This is a genomic window from Vibrio sp. N418 (genome assembly GCF_000222565.1).
GTDB lineage: Bacteria > Pseudomonadota > Gammaproteobacteria > Enterobacterales > Vibrionaceae > Vibrio > Vibrio scophthalmi.
Window position 1 is genome coordinate 89,656 of sequence record NZ_AFWD01000006.1, and the last position, 22,362, is coordinate 112,017.

21 protein-coding genes are annotated in these 22,362 nt (G+C 46.5%); 7 read left to right on the plus strand and 14 right to left on the minus strand.

Annotation, left to right across the window (positions count from 1 at the left end; translation table 11 throughout):
* Window positions 1-75: 75 nt before the first annotated feature.
* Both RH86_RS01565 and pomA read right to left on the minus strand, forming a co-directional pair.
* Window positions 76-1,023: a flagellar motor protein MotB gene (locus RH86_RS01565; RefSeq protein ID WP_009384540.1), complete on the minus strand. Its 948-nt coding sequence runs from the start codon at window positions 1,021-1,023 to the stop codon at window positions 76-78.
* Window positions 1,024-1,035: 12 nt separating this feature from the next.
* Window positions 1,036-1,797, minus strand: coding sequence for a flagellar motor protein PomA (gene pomA / locus RH86_RS01570; protein ID WP_005598983.1), 762 nt, complete (start codon window positions 1,795-1,797; stop codon window positions 1,036-1,038).
* Window positions 1,798-2,094: 297 nt separating this feature from the next.
* On the opposite strand from pomA, the gene xseB reads away from it, so the two are divergent.
* Genes xseB through dxs form a run of 3 tightly spaced genes read left to right on the plus strand, consistent with a single transcriptional unit; the run spans window position 2,095 to window position 5,128 of the window.
* Window positions 2,095-2,337, plus strand: a complete 243-nt coding sequence (gene xseB, locus RH86_RS01575) for an exodeoxyribonuclease VII small subunit (protein WP_005598985.1) — start codon at window positions 2,095-2,097, stop codon at window positions 2,335-2,337.
* A 20-nt stretch (window positions 2,338-2,357) separates the two neighbouring features.
* Window positions 2,358-3,242, plus strand: coding sequence for a (2E,6E)-farnesyl diphosphate synthase (ispA, locus tag RH86_RS01580; protein ID WP_009384542.1), 885 nt, complete (start codon window positions 2,358-2,360; stop codon window positions 3,240-3,242).
* 20 nt (window positions 3,243-3,262) lie between these two features.
* Window positions 3,263-5,128 carry a 1-deoxy-D-xylulose-5-phosphate synthase gene (gene dxs / locus RH86_RS01585; protein ID WP_009384544.1) on the plus strand — a complete coding sequence of 622 codons (1,866 nt, stop codon included), beginning with the start codon at window positions 3,263-3,265 and terminating at the stop codon, window positions 5,126-5,128.
* A 68-nt stretch (window positions 5,129-5,196) separates the two neighbouring features.
* Here the strand turns inward: dxs and truC are convergent, their stop codons facing one another.
* Entirely contained in the window at window positions 5,197-5,928 is a 732-nt protein-coding gene (truC, locus tag RH86_RS01590; RefSeq protein WP_009384546.1) for a tRNA pseudouridine(65) synthase TruC, read from the minus strand.
* Window positions 5,929-6,243, minus strand: a complete 315-nt coding sequence (locus RH86_RS01595) for a YqcC family protein (RefSeq protein ID WP_009384548.1) — start codon at window positions 6,241-6,243, stop codon at window positions 5,929-5,931. It lies immediately after the preceding gene.
* Between the two features lie 76 nt (window positions 6,244-6,319).
* Here RH86_RS01595 and RH86_RS01600 point away from each other — a divergent pair, with 76 nt between their 5' ends.
* Window positions 6,320-7,357, plus strand: a complete 1,038-nt coding sequence (locus RH86_RS01600; RefSeq protein WP_009384550.1) for a DUF3549 family protein — start codon at window positions 6,320-6,322, stop codon at window positions 7,355-7,357.
* 14 nt (window positions 7,358-7,371) lie between these two features.
* Window positions 7,372-7,671, plus strand: coding sequence for a DUF3301 domain-containing protein (locus RH86_RS01605; RefSeq protein WP_005599000.1), 300 nt, complete (start codon window positions 7,372-7,374; stop codon window positions 7,669-7,671).
* On the opposite strand, the gene RH86_RS01610 is transcribed toward RH86_RS01605, so the two are convergent.
* Window positions 7,619-8,182 (minus strand): GNAT family N-acetyltransferase, encoded by a 564-nt coding sequence (locus tag RH86_RS01610; protein ID WP_009384552.1) that lies wholly within the window; start codon window positions 8,180-8,182, stop codon window positions 7,619-7,621. The two genes, RH86_RS01605 and RH86_RS01610, sit on opposite strands and share 53 nt — an antisense overlap.
* Window positions 8,183-9,028: 846 nt before the next feature.
* Here RH86_RS01610 and RH86_RS01615 point away from each other — a divergent pair.
* Window positions 9,029-9,310 (plus strand): hypothetical protein, encoded by a 282-nt coding sequence (locus RH86_RS01615; RefSeq protein ID WP_009384554.1) that lies wholly within the window; start codon window positions 9,029-9,031, stop codon window positions 9,308-9,310.
* Window positions 9,311-9,484: 174 nt separating this feature from the next.
* Here the strand turns inward: RH86_RS01615 and sucD are convergent, their stop codons facing one another.
* The 8 genes from sucD to sdhC form a co-directional block, all read right to left on the minus strand.
* On the minus strand, window positions 9,485-10,357 hold the full coding sequence (gene sucD / locus RH86_RS01620; protein ID WP_005599004.1) for a succinate--CoA ligase subunit alpha: 873 nt from the start codon (window positions 10,355-10,357) through the stop codon (window positions 9,485-9,487).
* Window positions 10,357-11,523 carry an ADP-forming succinate--CoA ligase subunit beta gene (sucC, locus tag RH86_RS01625; RefSeq protein WP_005599007.1) on the minus strand — a complete coding sequence of 389 codons (1,167 nt, stop codon included), beginning with the start codon at window positions 11,521-11,523 and terminating at the stop codon, window positions 10,357-10,359. The genes sucD and sucC overlap by 1 nt, the downstream gene beginning before the upstream one ends.
* 197 nt (window positions 11,524-11,720) lie before the next feature.
* Window positions 11,721-12,926: a 2-oxoglutarate dehydrogenase complex dihydrolipoyllysine-residue succinyltransferase gene (gene odhB / locus RH86_RS01630; RefSeq protein WP_009384557.1), complete on the minus strand. Its 1,206-nt coding sequence runs from the start codon at window positions 12,924-12,926 to the stop codon at window positions 11,721-11,723.
* Between the two features lie 11 nt (window positions 12,927-12,937).
* Entirely contained in the window at window positions 12,938-15,793 is a 2,856-nt protein-coding gene (gene sucA / locus RH86_RS01635) for a 2-oxoglutarate dehydrogenase E1 component (protein WP_009384559.1), read from the minus strand.
* A gap of 98 nt (window positions 15,794-15,891) precedes the next feature.
* Complete coding sequence (locus RH86_RS01640; RefSeq protein WP_005599012.1) at window positions 15,892-16,602, minus strand: succinate dehydrogenase iron-sulfur subunit; 711 nt, start codon at window positions 16,600-16,602, stop codon at window positions 15,892-15,894.
* 13 nt (window positions 16,603-16,615) lie between these two features.
* Window positions 16,616-18,382: a succinate dehydrogenase flavoprotein subunit gene (sdhA, locus tag RH86_RS01645; protein WP_005599014.1), complete on the minus strand. Its 1,767-nt coding sequence runs from the start codon at window positions 18,380-18,382 to the stop codon at window positions 16,616-16,618.
* Window positions 18,383-18,727: a succinate dehydrogenase, hydrophobic membrane anchor protein gene (gene sdhD / locus RH86_RS01650; protein WP_009384561.1), complete on the minus strand. Its 345-nt coding sequence runs from the start codon at window positions 18,725-18,727 to the stop codon at window positions 18,383-18,385.
* Window positions 18,721-19,113 (minus strand): succinate dehydrogenase cytochrome b556 subunit, encoded by a 393-nt coding sequence (sdhC, locus tag RH86_RS01655; RefSeq protein WP_005599018.1) that lies wholly within the window; start codon window positions 19,111-19,113, stop codon window positions 18,721-18,723. The genes sdhD and sdhC overlap by 7 nt, the downstream gene beginning before the upstream one ends.
* 395 nt (window positions 19,114-19,508) lie before the next feature.
* Between sdhC and RH86_RS01660 the strand changes: the two genes are divergently transcribed.
* On the plus strand, window positions 19,509-20,798 hold the full coding sequence (locus RH86_RS01660; protein ID WP_005599020.1) for a citrate synthase: 1,290 nt from the start codon (window positions 19,509-19,511) through the stop codon (window positions 20,796-20,798).
* A gap of 770 nt (window positions 20,799-21,568) precedes the next feature.
* Here RH86_RS01660 and RH86_RS01665 read toward each other — a convergent pair.
* Window positions 21,569-22,327 carry a Nif3-like dinuclear metal center hexameric protein gene (locus RH86_RS01665; protein WP_009384565.1) on the minus strand — a complete coding sequence of 253 codons (759 nt, stop codon included), beginning with the start codon at window positions 22,325-22,327 and terminating at the stop codon, window positions 21,569-21,571.
* Between the last annotated feature and the right edge of the window lie 35 nt (window positions 22,328-22,362).

The window sequence follows — 22,362 nt, forward strand, 5'->3', positions numbered from 1 at the left end:
GGGCGCGGATTATACATGATGAAAAGAGCATAAAAAAGACGAGCGTGCTGCTCGTCTTTTTAGTTTAGTCATTTATTAGTGACCGATAGCGGGAACTTCATCGCTATAGAGCGGTTCACCTTGCATAATACTGATCTCAACCCGACGGTTTTTCGAACGTTGTAGTTCAGTATCATTAGGCCCTAACGGTTCTGTATCGGCCATGCCACGAACGCGCAAGCGCTGATGAGAAAAACCACGGACCTTCTCCATCTCTTGCGCGACAGACACCGCACGCTGCGCGGAGAGATCCCAATTTGAACGATACAGTTCCGAATCCAAACGTTGATTATCGGTATGACCTGAAACGCGAACGATCCCCGGAACATCCTTGACCAACTCGGCCACTTGACGCACCAACGGACGGAACTTAGGTTGCAAGAACGCAGAACCGGCTGGGAATGCCCCTTTCTCACGAATTCGAATCACAATCTGTTGACCGAGATTTTCGATTTCAATTGCACCATCTTTGATCTCGCGTTCTAACGCTTTTTTCAGCGCTTCAGACAAGGTTTCCATCTCTTGCGACATCTCAGATTCTTGCGATTGTTCTTTATCTGATTCGGTATTCTGATTGTCTTTGGTTGACGTTTCTGGTGATTGACCACCGGTCAATTTACCTTTCTCACGTTGGGTGCCACCAGCACGATCTGACTCACCTTCATGAAACTCTAGCGTCTGCTGAGTAATGTCGATGGTCTGCTGCATAATCACATCGATCGGCGTAGGCTCTGGGCGACCAGGGCGGAATTCCTGAGCGATAATGCTGGTGCCTTTAGGAATATCTTTCACTTCTAGTCGATTCTGTACACCGAAAGCGAACTTCATCGAACCCGCGATTTGTTTAAACTTCAGTACGTCCATCTCTGAAAATGACAACAGCAGTACGAAGAAACACATTAGCAGCGTCATTAAGTCTGAAAATGTCGTCATCCATAACGGGGCACCCGGTGGGGGACATTTACAGTCGTTCTCATCATCCATAGCGATTCCTTACTAACCGTCCACGTCGATGGCTCGTTTGCCTTCATTGAGGTAATTTTTCAGGTAGCTATCAATCACGCGCGGGTTTTGGCCATCTTGAATTGCCAGCACGCCATCCATGATCAAACGACGATTGAGTTTTTCTTGTTCACGACGCAGTGACAATTTATCGGCAATCGGGAAGAACACCATGTTAGACAATACCGCACCGTAGAGTGTGGTTAAAAGTGCCACCGCCATTGCTGGACCAATCGACTTCGGGTCGTCCATGTTGGAAAGCATCGCAACAAGACCCACCAAGGTTCCGATCATCCCCATCGCGGGGGCAACATCACCATAGGCTTTAAATACGCTAGTGCCTTTCTCATGACGCTCGTCCGTTAACGCGATATCTTTTTGCAGTGCTGAACGCACCACATCAGCATCATGGCCATCAACCAGTAAGTCGATGCCTTTTTGCATGAAGCTGTTGGTAATTTCCATCTCTTCAAGTGCTAAGAAACCACCTTTACGCGCGGCATCCGCCATTTCGACAATCTTAGCAATCAGATCTTCTGGCTCATCGGTTTTAAACATGAATGCTTTGCCAGCAATTTTTGCTGCGCCAAAGAATTGCCCCGCGGTGAACTTCATCAACACAATAAAAGAAGAACCGCCAATTACGATTAAGATAGACGTAGTATCGACGAACATCCCTAGGCTTCCGCCTAGTAGCATCGCCATAATAACGAATGCGAAACCGCCAATGAGTCCAATTAGCGTTGCTAAATCCACAAAGCACTCCTCATGCTAACCTTTTAAACTTTCTCTGGAATTATATCGGCTGCGGTTGTGAATCTTTAGCTTTTTATTGGTATCACACTCACATTCTCCCCAAATGAATGGTTACTTTTGTTGCGCGAGTAGCGTTCTGTAACCAAATTGATACTCAACACCAACAGTAATAAGCCGTTTTTAATGCGACATTAACCCTGTTTAAGCTCGATTTTTACCACAATTTTCCGCGGTTAAATTTGACCATCATTAGCGGCTAAGGTAACTTTCGTGCATCTTTCCTAATCTAGAAATATTATGGCGAGCAAGAAACCTGAAAATATGACCTTTGAGGCGACCATTGACGAGTTAGATACCATCGTTGAAGACTTAGAAAATGGAGATTTAGCGCTGGATGATGCGCTGAAGAAATTTGAGCGTGGCATCTCTTTAGCTCGTGCAGGCCAAAGCAAACTGAATGACGCCGAACAGCGCGTTAGCATCTTATTGCAAAATGACGATGACGCACCGTTATCTGATTTTTCCTCTCAGCCTGAATAATACCGTTAGAAGATTACTGTATGCTTGAAGCATTAACATCGTTTCAACAACGAAATAGCCAGCAACTTGAGTGGTGGCTAGAGCAATATCCGCACCAAAATCAAACGCTGATTGAAGCGATGCGTTACGGCCTTTTACTAGGCGGAAAACGTGCACGTCCATTTTTAGTCTATATTACAGGGCAAATGCTAGGTTGTGACGTCGAGCATCTCGATACGCCAGCCTCCGCCGTTGAATGCATTCATGCTTACTCGCTGATTCACGATGACTTGCCCGCGATGGACGACGACGAACTGCGTCGTGGCCAAATGACTTGCCATATCAAATTTGACGAAGCGACCGCGATTTTAACTGGCGATGCACTGCAAACGATGGCTTTTACCATTTTGGCTGAAGGTCAACTTAATCCGATCGCCGAAGCACAACGTATTAAAATGGTACAAGTGCTGGCACAAGCCTCTGGCGCAGCCGGCATGTGTATGGGACAGTCGCTTGACCTGCAGGCGGAAAATCGTTTAGTCTGCTTGAGTGAGTTAGAAGAAATTCACCGTAATAAGACTGGCGCATTAATGAAGTGTGCAATTCGTTTAGGCGCACTCGCCGCTGGTGAAAAAGGTATTGAAGTATTGCCTTTGCTGGATAAGTACGCCGATGCCATCGGTTTAGCATTCCAAGTACAAGACGATATTTTAGATATCATCGGCGACACAGAAACTCTTGGTAAGCCACAAGGCTCGGACCAAGAATTAAATAAAAGCACCTACCCGGCTTTGCTAGGATTAGAGGGTGCTGTAAATAAAGCTAACAATCTATTAGAGGAAGCGCTTCAAGCTTTGCAAGCGATCCCCTACAATACCCGATTACTAGAAGAGTTCGCCCGATACGTCATCGAGCGCAAAAATTAACACTATAAGCGCGCAATACTATGACTCTTGATATATCAAAGTACCCAACACTGGCACTGGCAAATACGCCTGATGAGCTGCGCAGCCTACCGAAAGATGTGCTGCCAAAGCTATGTGATGAGCTACGCACCTATCTTTTGAACTCTGTGAGCCAGTCGAGTGGTCACTTGGCATCAGGGTTAGGCACGGTTGAATTAACCGTGGCGCTTCACTACGTCTATAAAACCCCGTTTGATCAACTTATTTGGGACGTAGGCCACCAAGCATACCCACACAAAATTCTGACTGGTCGCCGTGAGCAGATGCCAACCATTCGCCAAAAAGGCGGGCTGCACCCATTCCCATGGCGTGGTGAAAGCGAATACGACACGCTTTCTGTCGGCCACTCATCAACATCGATTAGCGCAGCACTTGGCATGGCAATCAGTGCTCACAAAGAAGCGCAGAATCGTAAAGTTGTTAGTGTCATTGGTGATGGTGCAATTACCGCAGGTATGGCCTTTGAAGCGATGAACCACGCCGGTGACATTCATCCAGATATGTTGGTGATCCTTAACGACAACGAGATGTCAATTTCTGAGAACGTCGGTGCATTGAATAACCACCTTGCACAACTGCTATCGGGTAACTTTTATACCTCAATTCGAGAAGGTGGCAAACGCGTACTTTCAGGAGTACCACCAATCAAGGAGTTGGTACGACGTACAGAAGAACACCTAAAAGGCATGATGATCCCGGGCACTTTATTTGAAGAGCTTGGTTTTAACTATATCGGCCCAGTGGATGGCCATGATGTGATTGAGTTAGTGAAAACGCTCAAGAACATGCGTGAACTTAAAGGTCCGCAATTTCTGCACATTATGACCAAAAAAGGTAAAGGCTATGAGCCAGCGGAGAAAGATCCGATTGGTTACCATGGCGTACCAAAATTCGACCCAAGCCATTCGAGCTTGCCAAAGAGCACCAGCAGCAAACCGACTTTCTCTAAGATTTTCGGTGACTTCCTGTGTGATATGGCCGCGCAAGATCCTAAGTTGATGGCGATTACGCCAGCAATGCGTGAAGGCTCAGGCATGGTTCGTTTCTCGAAAGAATTTCCACAGCAGTACTTTGACGTTGCGATTGCTGAGCAACATGCCGTAACACTAGCAACAGGTATGGCGATTGCAGGCAACCGCCCGATTGTGGCTATTTACTCAACGTTCTTACAACGCGGTTATGATCAATTGATCCACGACGTAGCGATCATGGACTTGCCTGTGATGTTCGCCATTGACCGTGCGGGCTTGGTTGGCGCTGATGGTCAAACTCACCAAGGTGCGTTTGATATTAGCTTTATGCGCTGCATTCCTAATATGGTGATCATGACACCAAGTGACGAAAATGAGTGTCGTCAAATGCTCTACACCGGTCATATTCACACTGGTCCAAGTGCAGTACGTTACCCACGTGGTAGCGGTATGGGTACCGACATTGAAACTGAGTTTACCGCACTTGAAATAGGTAAAGGTCGTTTGGTTCGTCAAGGTGAAAAAGTAGCGATTCTAAACTTCGGTACTTTCATGCCAAACGCACTTGAAGCAGCCAAAGCGCTGAATGCTACGGTTGCAGATATGCGCTTTGCCAAGCCTCTCGATCATGATTTGATTAAACAGCTTGCCGCTGATCACGACGTACTAGTAACGATCGAAGAAAACGCCATTGCCGGCGGTGCTGGCGCAGGTGTGATTGAGTACATGATGCACGAGAAGATCCTGAAACCAGTATTGAACCTTGGTTTACCGGACTACTTTGTGCCACAGGGCACTCAAGAAGAACTGTACGCAGAACTTGGCTTAGATGCTCAAGGTATTGAACAAGCCATCCGTGACTATTTGGCGAAATAAATGTCGTCATTCAAACTGACTAATCTGCTCTAATATAAAAAGCCCTCTCTCGAGGGCTTTTTGTCAATTTAGGCTTGGTGGTTCGGCACTTGCCATTCAAATTCAGCGCATAACTTCAGCCAGGTATCATCAAATCCAGCAGAAATTACGATCTTTTGTTGAGTGTACGGATGAATAAATTCAAGCGATGAGGCATGCAAAAGCAAACGATGCGAATCATAAACGTTATTGAACAAGCGATTATGACGACCTTCACCATGGGTCGTGTCTCCGACGATCGGGTGACGCAGATGAGCCATATGGCGACGTAGCTGGTGTTTACGTCCGGTTAGAGGGCTCAATTCCACCATGCTATAACGCGTCGTTGGGAACTTGCCCGTGGAATGAGGTACTTCTACTTTCGCCAAAGGAAGGTAATCGGTGATCGCTTCTTGCGCTTCTTGATCTTGCTTAGCGAATTTATCGGCAATTTTATCCAGATCAACCTTCAATGCGTAATCAAGACGCCCGCCCTCTTCTATCCAACCGCGTACCACCGCATGATAGGTTTTCTTCATTTCATGGTTGGCAAAGATGGGCATCATTTTTGCCGCAATCTCGCTAGATAAACCAAACACTAAGACACCAGATGTTGGTCGATCTAGTCGATGTAAAGGAAAAACATGCTGACCAATTTGATCGCGCAAGGTTTGCATAGCAAATTGCGTTTCATGCTTATCGAGCCAACTGCGATGCACCAACATGCCTGCTGGCTTATTAATCGCAATAAAATATTCGTCCTGATAAACGATTTCTAACATCTAAGCGACCTCTTGATCGATACGGCGAATGACCGCAATTAACGCTGAGTATTGCGCCAGCTGCTGCCAGCTCTGTTCAAAATAAGCGGCCATAGAGAATCCTGATGGCAACGGTTGTTGAGCATTAATCATGGCGCGAATTTTCGGCAAAAACACCCACTGCAACCATTGCTGCGGCTCAAGAGTATCAATCGCAAAAGGCTCTATACTCGCCAATGCTTGTGAGGAGGGCATTTCATGTTGCCAACACCCTAGAGTGCGCATCTGCAGCTCTAGCTCATCTAATAATGCGAGCAAAGGAATATCTTGTTTCATTTATCTTTGTCGAGGACCTTGAAAATAGCGCATAGAGTACCATCTATAAGGGAAAGAAAGTTAGGAAAAGTCTTCCATGGATACGATTCATACTCTAAGTGAACTGTTAAAAAACAGCGGCTGTAATTACCAAATCTTTGATTTGGGACGTCGAATTAAAACCATCTCAAACCAAACCTTTGCCGATATTGAACAGGGTCAGCAACCCTACCCGTATCCTTTACAGCGTAAAGCGCACCTTGCGATTGCCTATTGGAACGAAGCGAAGCAACCTTGGATTTGGTTTCTCAAGTTTGAACTCGATGAACGCGGCTTGTTAAAGCAGACAGAAGTCGGCAACTTCATTAAGTATGTATTAGAAGCAATGGGGACACGCTTAAACCAAGAGATGAATGAAGACCAACAGCAAAAATTGGCGAATAATCCTTATACGTTTAAGCCTGCTGAAGAAAAAATGGCGGTGTTTCACAGCCAGATTCGTGCTGAATTAAATCTTCCATGCAGCCAATACTACGAACATGCTCAACACTATTTCTCTGGCGGCCTCGGCTGGGAAAAATGGCAGACTGTCGGTTTGCAAGGCATCACAGATATGTGTGCCCGTTTAGGCCAAGAAGAGAATGGCGTATCGCTCCGTAAGGCACTCAAACACTTACCCAACGAACCGCTCTATGCCACCTTGGGGGCGCTTGAGCATGTCGATATCAAAGAGAAACTGGCTACGCGTATCGCTGAGCTTGCGCGCATTGAGATCGACGGTCAGAATCCCGACCTGTTTTTGCTATCCGCTTATGCGCGCGCGCTTGCCGGAGCAAACATCGCAATTTCTGCACCACTGATTGATGCAATCCTGACTCATCCACGTTTAAGTCACCAAGAAGTTCTGATCGGCATTGCAGGCCGCTGCTGGCATTTACTCGCCAATGCAACGACTGCCGAACAATTTCTTCTCCGCTTAGCGCAAACGGGTAACCAAGCACTCTTCAATCAGCTTTTTGCAGATTTAGTCATGTTACCTGAGCTGCGTATGGTGCTCTTGCCATTGTTGCATTCTTCGCCTTCACCAGAACTGGCTAATGCGCTGTTAAAACTGCAACAAGCTACCAAAGCTTAAGCAAGAGAAGACCTATGATTTCTGATCTATTGGCCATTTTAGCGTTATGCTTCCTCTGTATGCTTTTCTGGCAGCAACGTCGCCAATCTGAATTAGCCAAAATCGCGATTCAACGTAAATGTGAACAGCTAGAACTACAGCTAATCAGCACCGCATTAAAAACGCATAAAGTCAAAACGCCAGACGGAGTCTGGCGTTGGCATAGTATCTATCAATTTGAGTTTTCAGCACTGGGTGATGACTGCTACCAAGGCGAACTCATTATGCAAGGGTTTCGGGTCGCAAAATTTTATCTGCCCCCTCACCGAATGTAGCATCATCAGATAGACAATCATCAGAACGAAAGTCGTCCGAGATAAATCGGTACTGATTATACGGGCCAAAGTCATCGCATTTTTGGCCTATTAATTCAAAACCTAACTTTTCTAATAAGCGAATTGATGCTCCATGACCAACCTTTGAGGTCGCGTTAATTTGCGGTAAGCGTAAATCTCTTACCGCTTTGGTAAAAAATGCTCTAAGCGCTTCATAGGCAATACCTTGCCCCCAATACGCTTTATCGAAAATATACCCAAGCTCTGGCTTGCTATCGAGATGGCTGATAAAAATATGCCCCACATAATCACGTGTACGACCATCAAGTACCGCTCGGGCATATAAGGTTTCATCATTGAGGATATTTTGGAATAGCAGTTTAGCGGTAGCAACGGTATGTGGCCCATTCATTTGTGCACGATTTTTTGCACAACAATTTAGGACCAGAAAATCCGACTGTAACGACTCGTTATAAGGCACTAATAACACTCGGCGAGTTACTATAGTCACAACACTTCCTTGCTTAATAAACAATCTTTGTAGTAAATACCCTATCCGTAAAGAAAGAGCCTAAGCCGAATTTATTTAGCCGAACCTCTATACCGAACACTTTCATGAAGCTAGGTTGGGTTCTTATTATGATTAGAATTAACGTTGTTAGATTTATTTTTGGTAATAAGAAAAGCCCCGACACGTGAGTATCGGGGCTATAGTCTCACTCGTAGCAATCCAGCCACTATAGGTGCTCCATGCATCATCCTTAATAGCTACTGAATCCTTCAGTAATATCCGTTCATCGCTGTCCTAGCGGTGTCCTTTAATTCCTATTAGCTAACCAATCCCCGTTAGCGCACTTCACTTGATCCCTGAGCGGTGTCCCTTGCATCATCCTAATGCTGTCCTTTCTCTATCCTAGAGATGTCCTATGCATTCCGTGCCTACGCTATACCTTTAGCGCAGTGAGATCCTTCTACAGTCCTTGCTCCATGCTAAGTTCATCACTCCGTGCGAACTTAAAACCTTCATCCTGAAGATCACCACATCCTTAGTGGTTCTATATTTTTGCCAAACTCCATTCGACAAGGGTTAATTTACGCGAATCCTAAGCAGAAACAATTGCACCCAATCACACTTACAGAATGCGACGCTGAACAACAAATAAGCAAAGCCTTATAAGTCATAGGGTTAACGATTTTAATATCCCAACATCTTCATGCAGTCAGTTCTTTTTCCTACAATGCTTGTGAGAGATCTCGCACAGGCGATTTCCTATTTTTCCATTCGCCAATTTCAACACAAGTTAGTATGATGCCAATAAATCCAACAATGATGTTAGAGCGCTAAAAAGGAAACGCCATGCTTACTAAAGATGTCAGCTTAGAACTTGAGCAAATTATTACGACCTTAATTGCGGAAGGCAAAGAGCCTACCGTCGCATTGGTTAAAGCACGCCTTAAAACATCAGTGCCGATGCCTGCACTCATCAGCACAATAAAAAGTTGGAAGAGTAGCAATCGCGTGCCCAAAATTGAGGTTGCCGCAGAGAAAAAACCGGAATCGGACCGCATCACTCAATTAGAAGCACAAGTACTCGAATTGCAACAACGACTTGCTGCATTAGAAGCGAAGTTAGCTTAAGAAAGACCCCTTTCCAATGCCACTTTTCGCTTCTTGATTCTTAGTTCTCGCTTTTCAATTCCCGACTCTCGTTTCTCGCTCTTCTCGCTTCTATGTAGCGTCTAGAAACATAGCATCTAAAAACAAAAAGGCTCAGCAATGCTGAGCCTTTGTCATTTGGTTTACCGTTACCTATTACCAGCCGGTAATCTCGCGTAGTGCTTTGCCGATATCAGCCAACGACTTCACCGTTTTAACACCCGCTTCTTCAAGCGCAGCAAACTTATCTTCTGCCGTACCTTTACCACCAGAGATGATGGCACCAGCATGGCCCATACGTTTACCCGGAGGCGCTGTCACGCCTGCGATGTATGACACAACGGGTTTAGTGACGTTATCTTTGATAAATGCCGCCGCTTCTTCTTCCGCTGTACCACCGATCTCACCGATCATCACGATCGCTTCTGTTTCAGGGTCTGCTTGGAACAGTTTTAAGATATCGATAAAGTTTGAACCCGGAATTGGGTCACCACCAATACCAACACACGTCGATTGGCCAAAGCCTTCGTCTGTGGTTTGCTTAACCGCTTCGTAAGTTAAGGTGCCCGAACGAGATACGATACCAACTTTACCTTTCTTATGAATGTGACCTGGCATAATGCCGATCTTACATTCGTCAGGTGTGATCACACCTGGACAGTTTGGACCGATCATCACCACACCTGCTTCATCAAGACGTACTTTTACATCCAGCAGATCAAGCGTTGGAATGCCTTCTGTGATCGTAACAATCAGCTTAATACCCGCATCGATAGCTTCAAGAATGGCGTCTTTACAAAATGGCGCTGGCACATAGATAACCGATGCGGTTGCACCCGTTACTTCAACTGCGTCGCGCACAGTATTAAATACCGGTAGGCCAAGGTGCATCTGACCACCTTTACCTGGTGACACACCGCCAACCATTTTTGTGCCGTAAGCAATTGCTTGCTCAGAGTGGAAAGTCCCCTGACCACCAGTGAAACCTTGACAAATAACCTTGGTATCTTTGTTAATTAGTACTGACATTATTTGCCCTCCGCTGCCGCTACGACTTTTTCTGCAGCTTCTGATAGAGAATTTGCAGCGATGATGTTTAGGCCACTTTCAGCCAATTTTTGCGAACCGAGTGGTGCATTGTTACCTTCCAGGCGCACAACCACTGGCACTTCAACACCAACTTCTTCAACTGCGCCAATAATGCCTTCGGCAATTAGGTCACAACGAACAATACCACCAAAGATATTAACGAATACCGCTTTCACATTACTGTCAGAAAGGATGATCTTAAAGGCTTCTGTTACGCGCTCTTTTGTTGCACCGCCGCCAACATCAAGGAAGTTCGCAGGCTGGCCACCGTGCAAGTTAACGATGTCCATCGTACCCATGGCAAGACCCGCACCATTCACCATACAGCCGATATTGCCATCAAGTGCGACGTAGTTTAGCTCCCACTGAGCCGCATGTGCTTCACGCTCATCTTCTTGCGAAGGATCGTGCATTTCACGCAGTTTTGGCTGACGGTAGAGTGCGTTTGAATCAATATTGATTTTACCATCGAGACACAATAGGTTGTCGTCGCCAGTAATCACCAGAGGGTTAATCTCAAGTAGCGCAAGATCGTATTGCGCGAACATCTCGCCAAGACCAATGAAGATCTTCACGAATTGCTTAATTTGGTCGCCTTTAAGGCCTAGTTTAAATGCCAGCTCACGGCCTTGATATGCCTGAGGGCCAACCAGTGGATCGATAGCCGCTTTGTGAATAAGTTCCGGCGTTTCTTCCGCTACTTTTTCAATTTCCACGCCACCTTCAGTTGAAGCCATGAATACAATACGTTGAGTCGAACGGTCAACAACCGCGCCTAGGTAAAGCTCGTTAGCAATGCTTGAGGCTTCTTCTACTAGGATTTTCGATACCGGCTGACCATTGGCGTCAGTCTGGTAAGTTACTAGGTTTTTGCCTAGCCACTTTTGCGCAAATTCTTTTACGCCATCTTTCGTATCATGTAATTCAACGCCACCCGCTTTACCGCGGCCACCAGCGTGAACCTGACATTTAACGACTTTCTTCTCAGTACTAATACGGCCTGCCGCTTCGAACGCTTCTTGCGGGGTATCACAAGCATAGCCTTCTGGCACAGGCAAACCGAATTCTGCAAACAGCTGTTTGGCTTGGTATTCATGCAAATTCATTTTGATATTCCGTTTATTATTCCCTTAAGGGATTTATAATTTCCATAACGTCACAGTTTGAGCACTGCTTTTACGTCTGTAGGGTCTTCTCAAATCAATCGCAATACGATTCAAATGAAGGCCGGACCGTTGAGCGAGTCTAGCCTCTACCACTTTATGCGTCGAGCTATCGGCGATAACTCGACGTTTCAGCGATATTAAACGTCTAATAAGAGACGTGCTGGATCTTCAAGTAACTCTTTAATCGTCACAAGGAAACCTACTGACTCACGGCCATCGATTAAACGGTGGTCATAAGACAATGCCAAATACATCATTGGCAAGATTTCAACTTTACCATCCACGGCCATTGGGCGATCTTGGATCTTATGCATACCCAAAATAGCCGATTGTGGCGGGTTGATGATTGGCGTCGACATCAGTGAACCAAACACACCACCATTGGTGATGGTGAAGTTACCACCCATCAATTCATCAACCGTTAACTTACCGTCACGGCCTTTGATTGCGAGCTCTTTAATGCCTTTTTCAACATCAGCAAAGCCTAATGTGTCACAGTCTTTAAGGACTGGTGTCACTAGGCCACGTGGTGTAGACACAGCCATGCTGATATCGAAATAATTGTGGTAAACGATATCTTCACCATCGATCGATGCATTCACTTCTGGGTAGCGTTTTAGTGCTTCCGTTACCGCTTTTACATAGAACGACATAAAGCCCAATCGAATACCATGACGTTTTTCGAACTGATCTTTATATTGCGCACGCAAGTCCATGATTGGTTTCATGTTCACTTCGTTAAACGTGGTAAGCATTGCCGTGCTGTTTTTCGCTTCAAGCAGACGGTTTGCAACCGTCTTACGTAGACGAGTCATTGGCACTCGTTTTTGGCTACGCGCCGTCGCTGGTGCGGGTGCAACCTCGGTTTGAGCTGCAGGCGCCGCTTTTGCATTCGCAAGGTGGGCATCAACATCTTCACGAGTGATACGACCACCCACACCCGTGCCTTTTACTTGGCTAGCTTCAAGACCATGTTCTGCTAACAAGCGACGAACTGCTGGGCTTAGCGCGTCATTGCTCTCTTCAGTCAGAGACGCTTTGTGACGCTTGTCTGGTGACGCTTGCGACTCTTCAGTGGTATCGGTTGTTGGCTCGCCCGCTACCGCACCCGGTTTGATCTTGGCAATTAACTGCTTCGACAGCACCGTTGCACCTTCAACTTCAATAATGGCTTCAAGTATGCCCGCTTCTGGCGCAGGGACTTCAAGCACAACCTTATCCGTTTCGATATCAACTAAGACGTCATCACGAGCAATGATATCGCCCGGTTGTTTGTGCCAAGTAGCAACGGTTGCGTCAGCGACTGATTCAGGTAAATCTGGAACCAGAATTTCAATTGTCATTTCTATCTTCCTTATACTTCTAGTTCTTTATTCGAGGTTTTAGAATCTGAGGTGTTTGCACCAATAGTCAGAGCATCTTCAACCAACGCTTTTTGTTGTTTCAAGTGAACCGACATATATCCGACCGCAGGTGATGCTGAAGCCGGACGACCTGCGTATTTTAGGTCAGTTCCTGCCGGGATCGCCGCACGGAAGTTATGTTGGCTACAATACCAAGCACCTTGGTTTTGTGGCTCTTCCTGACACCAAACAAAATCTTCTACGTTGGTATACGCTTCTATCGCCGCTTTCACTTCTTCCAGTGGGAATGGATAAAGCTGCTCAATACGGACAATCGCAACATCTTGCTGTTCATCTTTACGACGCTGTTCAAGTAGGTCGAAATAAACCTTACCAGAGCAGAACACCACGCGTTTTATTTTGCTCGCATCCATCTGATCAATTTCAGGGATGGCTGGCAAGAACGTGCCTTCTGATAAATCATCTAAGCTTGAGGTACACAATGGGTGACGCAACAATGACTTAGGTGACATCACAATCAGAGGACGACGCATTGGGCGTACAACCTGACGGCGAATCATGTGATAAACCTGAGCTGGAGTCGAAGGAACGACCACCTGCATGTTTTGTTCCGCACACAGTTGTAGATAGCGCTCTAAACGTGCCGATGAGTGTTCAGGACCTTGACCTTCATAGCCGTGTGGTAACAACATAGTAAGGCCACATAAACGTGCCCATTTCTGTTCACCTGATGAGATAAACTGATCAATCACCACCTGAGCACCATTGGCGAAATCACCAAACTGCGCTTCCCAAATGGTTAAACCACCTGGTTCGGCTGTCGCATAGCCATATTCAAAAGCCAATACCGCTTCTTCTGACAACACCGAGTCGATTACTTGGAATGGACCTTGTTTATCATGCACGTTAGCCAATGGGATATAGGTGCTTGCATCGGTTTGATTATGCAGTACTGAGTGACGGTGGAAGAAGGTACCGCGGCCAGCATCTTGCCCCGAAATTCGAATACGCTTGCCATCATCAACAAGGGTTGCGTAAGCCAATGTTTCAGCCATGCCCCAGTCAACCGCTTTCTCACCACTCATCATGGCAATACGATCGTTGTAGAGCTTGTTAACGCGGCTCTGTAACTTGTGACTTTCAGGCACCTGACATAGGCGGTGGCCAAGCTCAACTAGACGCTCTCTGCCATATTGACTATCCCACTGCGTATCCCACTCATGACCAAGGTACGGAGACCAATCGACAGAGTGCAACGCCATCGGACGCCACTCTTTAACTACAACTTCACCACGGTCTAGCGCATCACGGTACTCGTTGACCATTTGCGTTGCCGTTTCAATGTCATAATCACCGCGTTCGATCAGCACGTCAGCGTATAGTTTACGTGGGGTTGGGTGCTTCTTAATTTTTTGGTACATCAACGGCTGAGTCGCATTTGGCTCATCCGCTTCGTTGTGACCATGGCGACGGTAACAAACCAAATCAATCACTACGTCACGCTTAAACTCATTACGGTAATCAAGCGCAATTCGAGTCACGAACGCCACCGCTTCAGGATCATCAGCATTAACGTGGAAGATCGGTGCCTGTACCATTTTTGCAATGTCAGTACAGTACATGGTTGAAAGCATATCGCGTGGGTTAGAGGTGGTAAAACCAACTTGGTTGTTGACCACGACTCGCACCGTGCCACCAACTCGATAGCCGCGCGCTTGCGACATATTGAAGGTTTCTGCTACAACACCTTGGCCCGCAATCGCTGAGTCACCGTGAATGGTAATCGGCAATACAGTACTGCCATCTTTATCGCCAAGACGATCTTGACGCGCGCGCACCGAGCCCATAACAACTGGGTTCACGATCTCAAGGTGAGAAGGGTTAAATGCCAGTGCTAAGTGGACATCACCGCCCGGCGTAGCAAAATCTGCCGAGAAACCTTGGTGATATTTCACATCACCAGTACCCCACGATTCACCATGCTTGCCCGCGAACTCATCAAACAAATCTTGAGGCTTTTTACCCAAAACGTTGACCAGCATATTAAGGCGACCGCGGTGAGCCATACCAATGACGACCTCACGCATGCCACTTTTACCCGCATGACGGATCAGCTCTTTCATCATTGGGATCATGGCATCGCCACCTTCCAATGAGAAACGCTTCGCGCCTGGGAATTTGGCACCTAAGTAACGCTCAAGACCTTCAGCGGCAGTTAGCTCGTCCAAGAAGTCTCGCATTTCCTCAGAAGTAAATTGAGGCTCACCAACCACCGGCTCAAGACGTTGTTGGATCCAACGTTTCTGTTCGGTATCGATGATGTGCATGTATTCTGCACCGATAGATCCACAGTAGATTTTTTTCAACGCAGCAAGAATATCTTTCAATCGCATGGTCTCTTGACCAATCGCGAACGAACCTACGTTGAAACTTTCTTCTAAGTCGTCTTCGGTAAGATTGTGGAACGAAGGATCTAGTTCAACCACCGGAGGGCGGTTCCATAGACCGAGGGGATCGAGTTCAGCTGCTTCATGCCCGCGGAAACGGTACGCATTGATCAGCTGGAGTACTTTAACTTGTTTAGCATCGACATCGGGGTCACTAACTTGGACATTGTAATGCTTTGTTTCTTGAGCGAGTCGACGGAAGTAATCACGGACACGTGAATGCGGTTGTTCAACTACATCCTGATCAGGCTTAGGTAGCCCATCAAATACACGAATCCACTCCTCACTTACCAGATCGGGATCACTTAGATACAGTTCGTAGAGATCCTCTACATACGTTGCATTGGCGCCAGCCAAGTGTGAAGACTCGAGCCATGCCTTCATCACGCCGTTGTGCATATTTTCCCTTAACCAGTAGTTTTCACGTTTGCTGCGGTCTATCCCGAGCTTGTAATAAGCCGCTGTTCAACAATGAACAGCGGCAATCTTATCTCTATTTACACTGAGCGATTGACCAGCATCGTCTTGATATGGCCAATTGCTTTGGTCGGATTTAATCCCTTAGGACAAACACTTACACAATTCATTATGCCATGGCAACGAAAAACACTAAAAGCGTCGTCGAGATCGGACAATCTCTCATCTGTTGCAGTATCACGACTATCAATTAGCCAACGGTACGCCGCTAATAAGCCTGCCGGACCAATAAATTTATCCGGATTCCACCAGAAAGATGGGCACGAAGTGGTACAACATGCACACATGATACACTCATATAAGCCATCAAGATGCGCACGCTCATCGGGTGTTTGTAGATTCTCACGCGATGGTGGTAGAGCCCCTTCGGTCTGCAAGAATGGCTTCACTTTCGCGTAGTTATCATAGAACTGAGTCATATCAACGATCAGGTCACGAACCACAGGTAGGCCAGGCAGCGGACGAATCACTATCTTATCTCCGGCAAGCGCAGATAATGGCGTAATACAAGCAAGACCATTTTTTCCGTTCATATTCAAACCATCGGAACCACACACACCTTCACGACATGAGCGACGGAACGAAATGGTTGGATCTTGTTCTTTAAGTAGAATCAGCGCATCCAAAAGCATCATGTCTGAGCCTTCTTCTACCTCAAGAATGTAGTCTTTCATGTACGGCTTATCGTCAACATCTGGATTGTAACGATACAAAGAGAAGTTCATTTTCATCATCTATCCTCCCTTAGTATGTACGAGCTTTCGGCGGGAAAGCTTCACGATGAACAGGCTCCATATTCACACCACGCTTCGACATTGCTTCTGTCTCAGGGTTGTAAATCGAATGACATAGCCATTGCTCATCATCCCTATCAGGGAAATCAAAGCGAGCATGAGCGCCACGACTTTCCGTACGGAAATTTGCTGCCACCGCGGTCGCATAAGCCGTTTCCATCAAGTTTTCCAACTCAAGGCACTCAATACGTTGAGTGTTAAATTCTGTCGATTTATCGGCAAGGTGTGCGTTCTTCAAACGCTCACGGATCACTTTCAGCTCTTCAAGACCTTTGGCCATTGCATCGCCTTCACGGAATACTGAGAAGTTGTTTTGCATGCACTGCTGTAGGTCTTTACGAATTTGAGCTGGGTCTTCACCGTCAGTACTGTTTTCCCAACGATTGTAACGCTCAAGTGAACGCTCAATATCTGCATCCGTTGCAGGTTTTGCCTCTGCTTGCTTATCCAGCACTTCACCAAGGTGTAGACCCGTCGCGCGACCAAAGACCACAAGGTCAAGCAATGAGTTGCCGCCTAAACGGTTAGCGCCGTGTACCGATACAGAAGCAATTTCACCACAAGCAAATAGACCTGGGATTTCAACGTCATTACCGGCATCGTCTTGCTTAATCGCTTGACCAGACACCTGCGTTGGCACGCCACCCATCATGTAGTGACAAGTTGGTATCACTGGGATGGGTTCTTTCACCGGATCAACGTGGGCGAAGGTACGTGACAACTCACATACACCAGGTAGACGCGATTCCAATGTTTCTTTACCTAAGTGATCCAGCTTCAGTTTAATGTGTGGACCCCATGGGCCATCACAACCACGACCTTCACGAATTTCAATCATCATTGAGCGAGCAACCACGTCACGACCTGCTAAGTCTTTCGCATTAGGTGCATAACGCTCCATGAAACGTTCGCCGTCTTTATTAAGAAGGTAACCACCTTCACCACGACAACCTTCCGTTACTAGCACACCTGCGCCAGCGATACCGGTTGGGTGGAACTGCCACATCTCAATATCTTGCATTGGCACGCCTGCACGAATTGCCATACCAACACCATCACCAGTGTTGATGTGCGCATTAGTGGTTGATGCGTAAATACGCCCAGCACCACCTGTAGCCAGAATCGTTGCTTTCGATTTGAAATAGCACACTTCGCCCGTTTCCATGCAAAGTGCCGTACAACCAAGAATAGCGCCGTCTTCATTTTTGACTAAATCAAGCGCGTACCATTCTGAAAAGACGGTCGTTTTATGTTTGATATTTTGTTGATACAAGGTGTGCAATAACGCATGACCGGTACGGTCAGCCGCTGCTGCGGTTCGAGCTGCTTGTTCACCACCAAAGTTCTTCGACTGACCACCAAACGGACGTTGATAGATTGTACCGTTATCAAAACGAGAAAAAGGTAGGCCCATCTTCTCAAGTTCAATCACCGATTCAGGACCGTTTTTACACATGTATTCGATCGCATCTTGGTCACCGATATAATCAGAACCTTTTACGGTATCGTACATATGCTGTTCCCAATGGTCTTCGTGCGCATTACCTAACGCAACCGTAATACCACCTTGGGCAGATACCGTATGAGAACGGGTTGGGAAAACTTTAGACAGCAGAGCACATGAAAGGCCCTGCTCAGAGATTTGCAGTGCAGCACGCATGCCCGCACCACCTGCGCCGATTACTACGGCATCGAATTCACGAACTGGAATAGACACTTACGCACCCCACAAAATAAACAGACCAGAGAAGAAGTAACCTAATAGCAACGCAACAACACCAACTTGCAATCCACCACGCAATTTGGTGCATTTAATATAGTCAGTCAGAACTTGCCAGAGGCCTATCCACGCATGAATTAATACGCAAGTAAGCGTCACCATGGTAAAGGCTTTGGTGAAGGTTCCCGCGAAAAACTGGGTCCAAGAAACGTAAGAGATATCAGTGAACGCACAAAAGCTCACCAAATAGATCGTGTATAAGGTCATAAGAATGGCCGTCACACGAATCAATAGGAAATCGTGCACACCATTACGACCGAAGGATGAAACGTGTTTTACCATACCAAAATCCCCGCAAGTAACGACAACACACCAGTCACAGCAAAAGAGACTTTCGCGCTTAACGCGCCAGTGTCGAGTTCTTCAAAATAGCCCATGTCCATCAGCAAATGACGAACACCACCCACGATGTGGTAAGCTAAAGCGGTTAGGATTCCCCACAGAATAAATGTAACGAACCAACCATCAATCAGGTCAGCCGCTTGCATAAATCCTACAGGAGAGGATAGAGATAGAGACAGCAACCACAGCAGGATACCGACTGCTACAAATGTAATCACACCCGCCACACGATGGACGATGGATGCGATAGCAGTGATCGGAAAGTGCATGGTTTGCAAGTCTAGGTTTACTGGTCTTGACTTTCTTTCTTTCACGGGCTTGCTCACTCAGCTCACTAGAGCATTTATAGTTATTAAAGAAATTAAGAGCTGAACCGAACAAAACTTAACATTAAGTTAACAAACGAACACCAAATGGCACCTTTTAATTGTAAACGCAATGTTAACAACAGCACTCAAGTTTCAAACTATAATTACTTTCGAACCTTGAATTTATTAGGTTTCTCTCAAATTTCACATCGTTACTATACGATTGGCAACATTCTAATACAATTGATGTAACAATTTTTGCTACACAGACCAGACTTTTAACTTAATGCGCGTAAAAAATAATAACAAGTGCACACATCAGAGGAGAAAAATTGACTTTGTACGTGAAGAGACGTACAAAAATGGCACATAAACATCCTGGATGGATTAAATAATAAACAAAGGAGATTGTTATGGCGGATAAGAAAGCGACCCTTCATGTCGAAGGCATTGCGCCAATCGAACTGCCGATTATGGATGGGACTATCGGTCCTCAAGTAATCGATGTTCGTAAACTTGGAGCAAATGGCTACTTTACCTTTGACCCAGGTTTTCTTGCCACTGCATCTTGTGAATCCCAAATCACCTACATCGATGGCGGCAAGGGTGTCCTACTGCACCGCGGTTTCCCTATCGATCAGTTAGCAAACAATGCTGACTACTTAGAAGTTTGTTACATTCTTCTTTACGGTGAAGCCCCTACTCGTGAGCAATACGAACAATTCAAAACAACCGTTACTCGCCACACTATGGTACATGAGCAGATCGCTAGCTTCTTCCATGGTTTCCGACGCGATGCACACCCAATGGCGGTTATGTGTGGTGTGGTTGGTGCACTCGCAGCCTTCTACCACGATTCACTCGATATCAATAATGACGTTCACCGTGAAATTGCGGCATATCGTCTACTGTCTAAAATGCCAACATTGGCGGCGATGTGTTACAAATACTCAATCGGCCAGCCATTCATCTATCCGCGTAACGACCTTAACTACGCAGAAAACTTCCTACACATGATGTTTGCTAACCCATGTGAAGAGTACGAAGTGAACCCTGTGGTTGCACGTGCGATGGATAAAATTTTCACCCTACACGCAGATCACGAGCAAAACGCATCCACCTCGACTGTTCGTCTAGCGGGTTCTTCTGGTGCTAACCCATTTGCATGTATTGCCGCGGGTATCGCATCACTCTGGGGCCCTGCTCACGGTGGCGCAAATGAAGCTTGCTTGAAGATGTTGGAAGAGATCGGCAGTGTCGATAACATTCCTGAGTTTGTTGAACGCGCGAAAGACAAAGATGACCCATTCCGTCTGATGGGCTTTGGTCACCGTGTTTACAAGAACTACGATCCTCGTGCAACAGTAATGCGTGAAGCGTGTCATGAAGTACTGACAGAGCTAAACATCCAAGATCCACTGCTCGATGTTGCGATGGAGCTTGAGCGAATTGCACTGTCTGATGAATACTTTGTATCGAAGAAGCTTTACCCGAACGTAGATTTCTACTCAGGCATCATTCTTAAAGCGATTGGTATTCCTGTTTCTATGTTTACGGTTATCTTCGCGATGTCTCGTACCATCGGGTGGATCGCACACTGGAATGAAATGCACAGTGATCCTGCCAACCGCATCGGTCGTCCTCGTCAGCTTTACACTGGTCAAACACAACGCGAGTTTGCTCCAATTCACGAGCGCGAATAGCGAGAAGCGAGAAGCGAGAAGCGAGAAGCGAGAAGCGAGAAGCGAGAAGCGAGAAGCGAGAAGCGAGAAGCGAGAAGCGAGAAGCGAGAAGCGAGAAGCGAGAAGCGAGAAGCGAGAAGCGAGAAGCGAGAAGCGAATAATTGTGAGGGTTGGCGTGAAAGCGTCAACCCTTTCTTTTTGAGATTCGAGAACGGGCTGCGCTCTCAGGAACGCTTCGCTGCGAGATTCGAGAGATTCCCGATTACACTATCGGGAATAACATCATTTTAGACCTGCACTTTGTCGTCATTCTCAATGAGTGAGGTACGAACGAGTTGGCGATCTATAGCAACCGCCTGAATAAAAACAGATTCCCGACTGCGCTCCTTCGTCGCTATCGGGAATGACACCACTTAAGCCCTACACTTATCGTCATCCTCAAGAGTGAGGTACGAGCGAATTGGGGATCTATGGTAGCCAGCTGATTAAATAAGATTTCCGAGTGCGCTCCTTCGTCGCTATCGAGAATGACACCACTTAAGCCCTGCACTTATCGTCATCCTCAAGAGTGAGGTACGAGCGAGTTGGGGATCTATGGCTGCCACCTGAATAAACACGGATTCCCGACTGCGCTCCTTCGTCGCAATCAGGAATAACATCATTTGAGTCCTGCACTTTGTCGTAATCCTCAAGAGTGAGGTACGAGCGAGTTGGGGAACTCGCTTCTAAGATCTCGCTTCTAAGCTCTCAATTCTCGCCTCTTAAAGGACGAAGTCCGTTCCTTCCTTTCTCTAAACCGGATTATCGATATCGATAAAGGTCACATCCAAACCGTGCTCAGCGGCGAGCCACTCGCCCAGCGCTTTAATGCCGTAGCGCTCTGTTGCATGATGGCCTGCGGCGAAGTAATGAATATCAAGCTCACGCGCACTGTAAGTGGTACGCTCTGAAATCTCACCAGAGATAAACGCATCTAAGCCGTGTTGCGCAGCCAATTCAATGTAATCTTGACCACCGCCAGTGCACCAACCAATCGTTTCAATCCGCTTGTCTGCGTTGTCAGGCGCAATATGCAATGGGACTCTATCAAGCACTTGATTGATACGTTCCGCAAGCTGAGCCCCCGTTAGAGGCTGTTTTAAACGACCAAACATGGCCACTGATTGAGGATGCCCTTCAAGACCACCTTCGACTTCAATCTCAAGCAGACGGGCTAATTCCGCGTTATTGCCCAGCTCAGGATGAATATCAAGTGGTAAGTGATAACCGAATAAATTGATGTCATTTTTAATCAAGGTACGAATACGCTTACCTTTCATACCTCTAATTGGCTCGGGTTCACCTTTCCAAAAGTAGCCGTGATGCACCAACAACGCATCGGCGTTAAGCTCTATCGCCTTATCAATTAGCGCTTGCGATGCTGTGACACCAGTAACGATGACGTTAACCTCAGCCGCCCCTTCGACTTGCAGACCGTTTGGGCTGTAATCTTTGATTAAATGAGGGGACAATTTTTCGTTAAGTAATTTTTCTAGTTGTAGATTATTCATCTTACTTTCCAGTATCCTGACTTGAGCGACGTGTA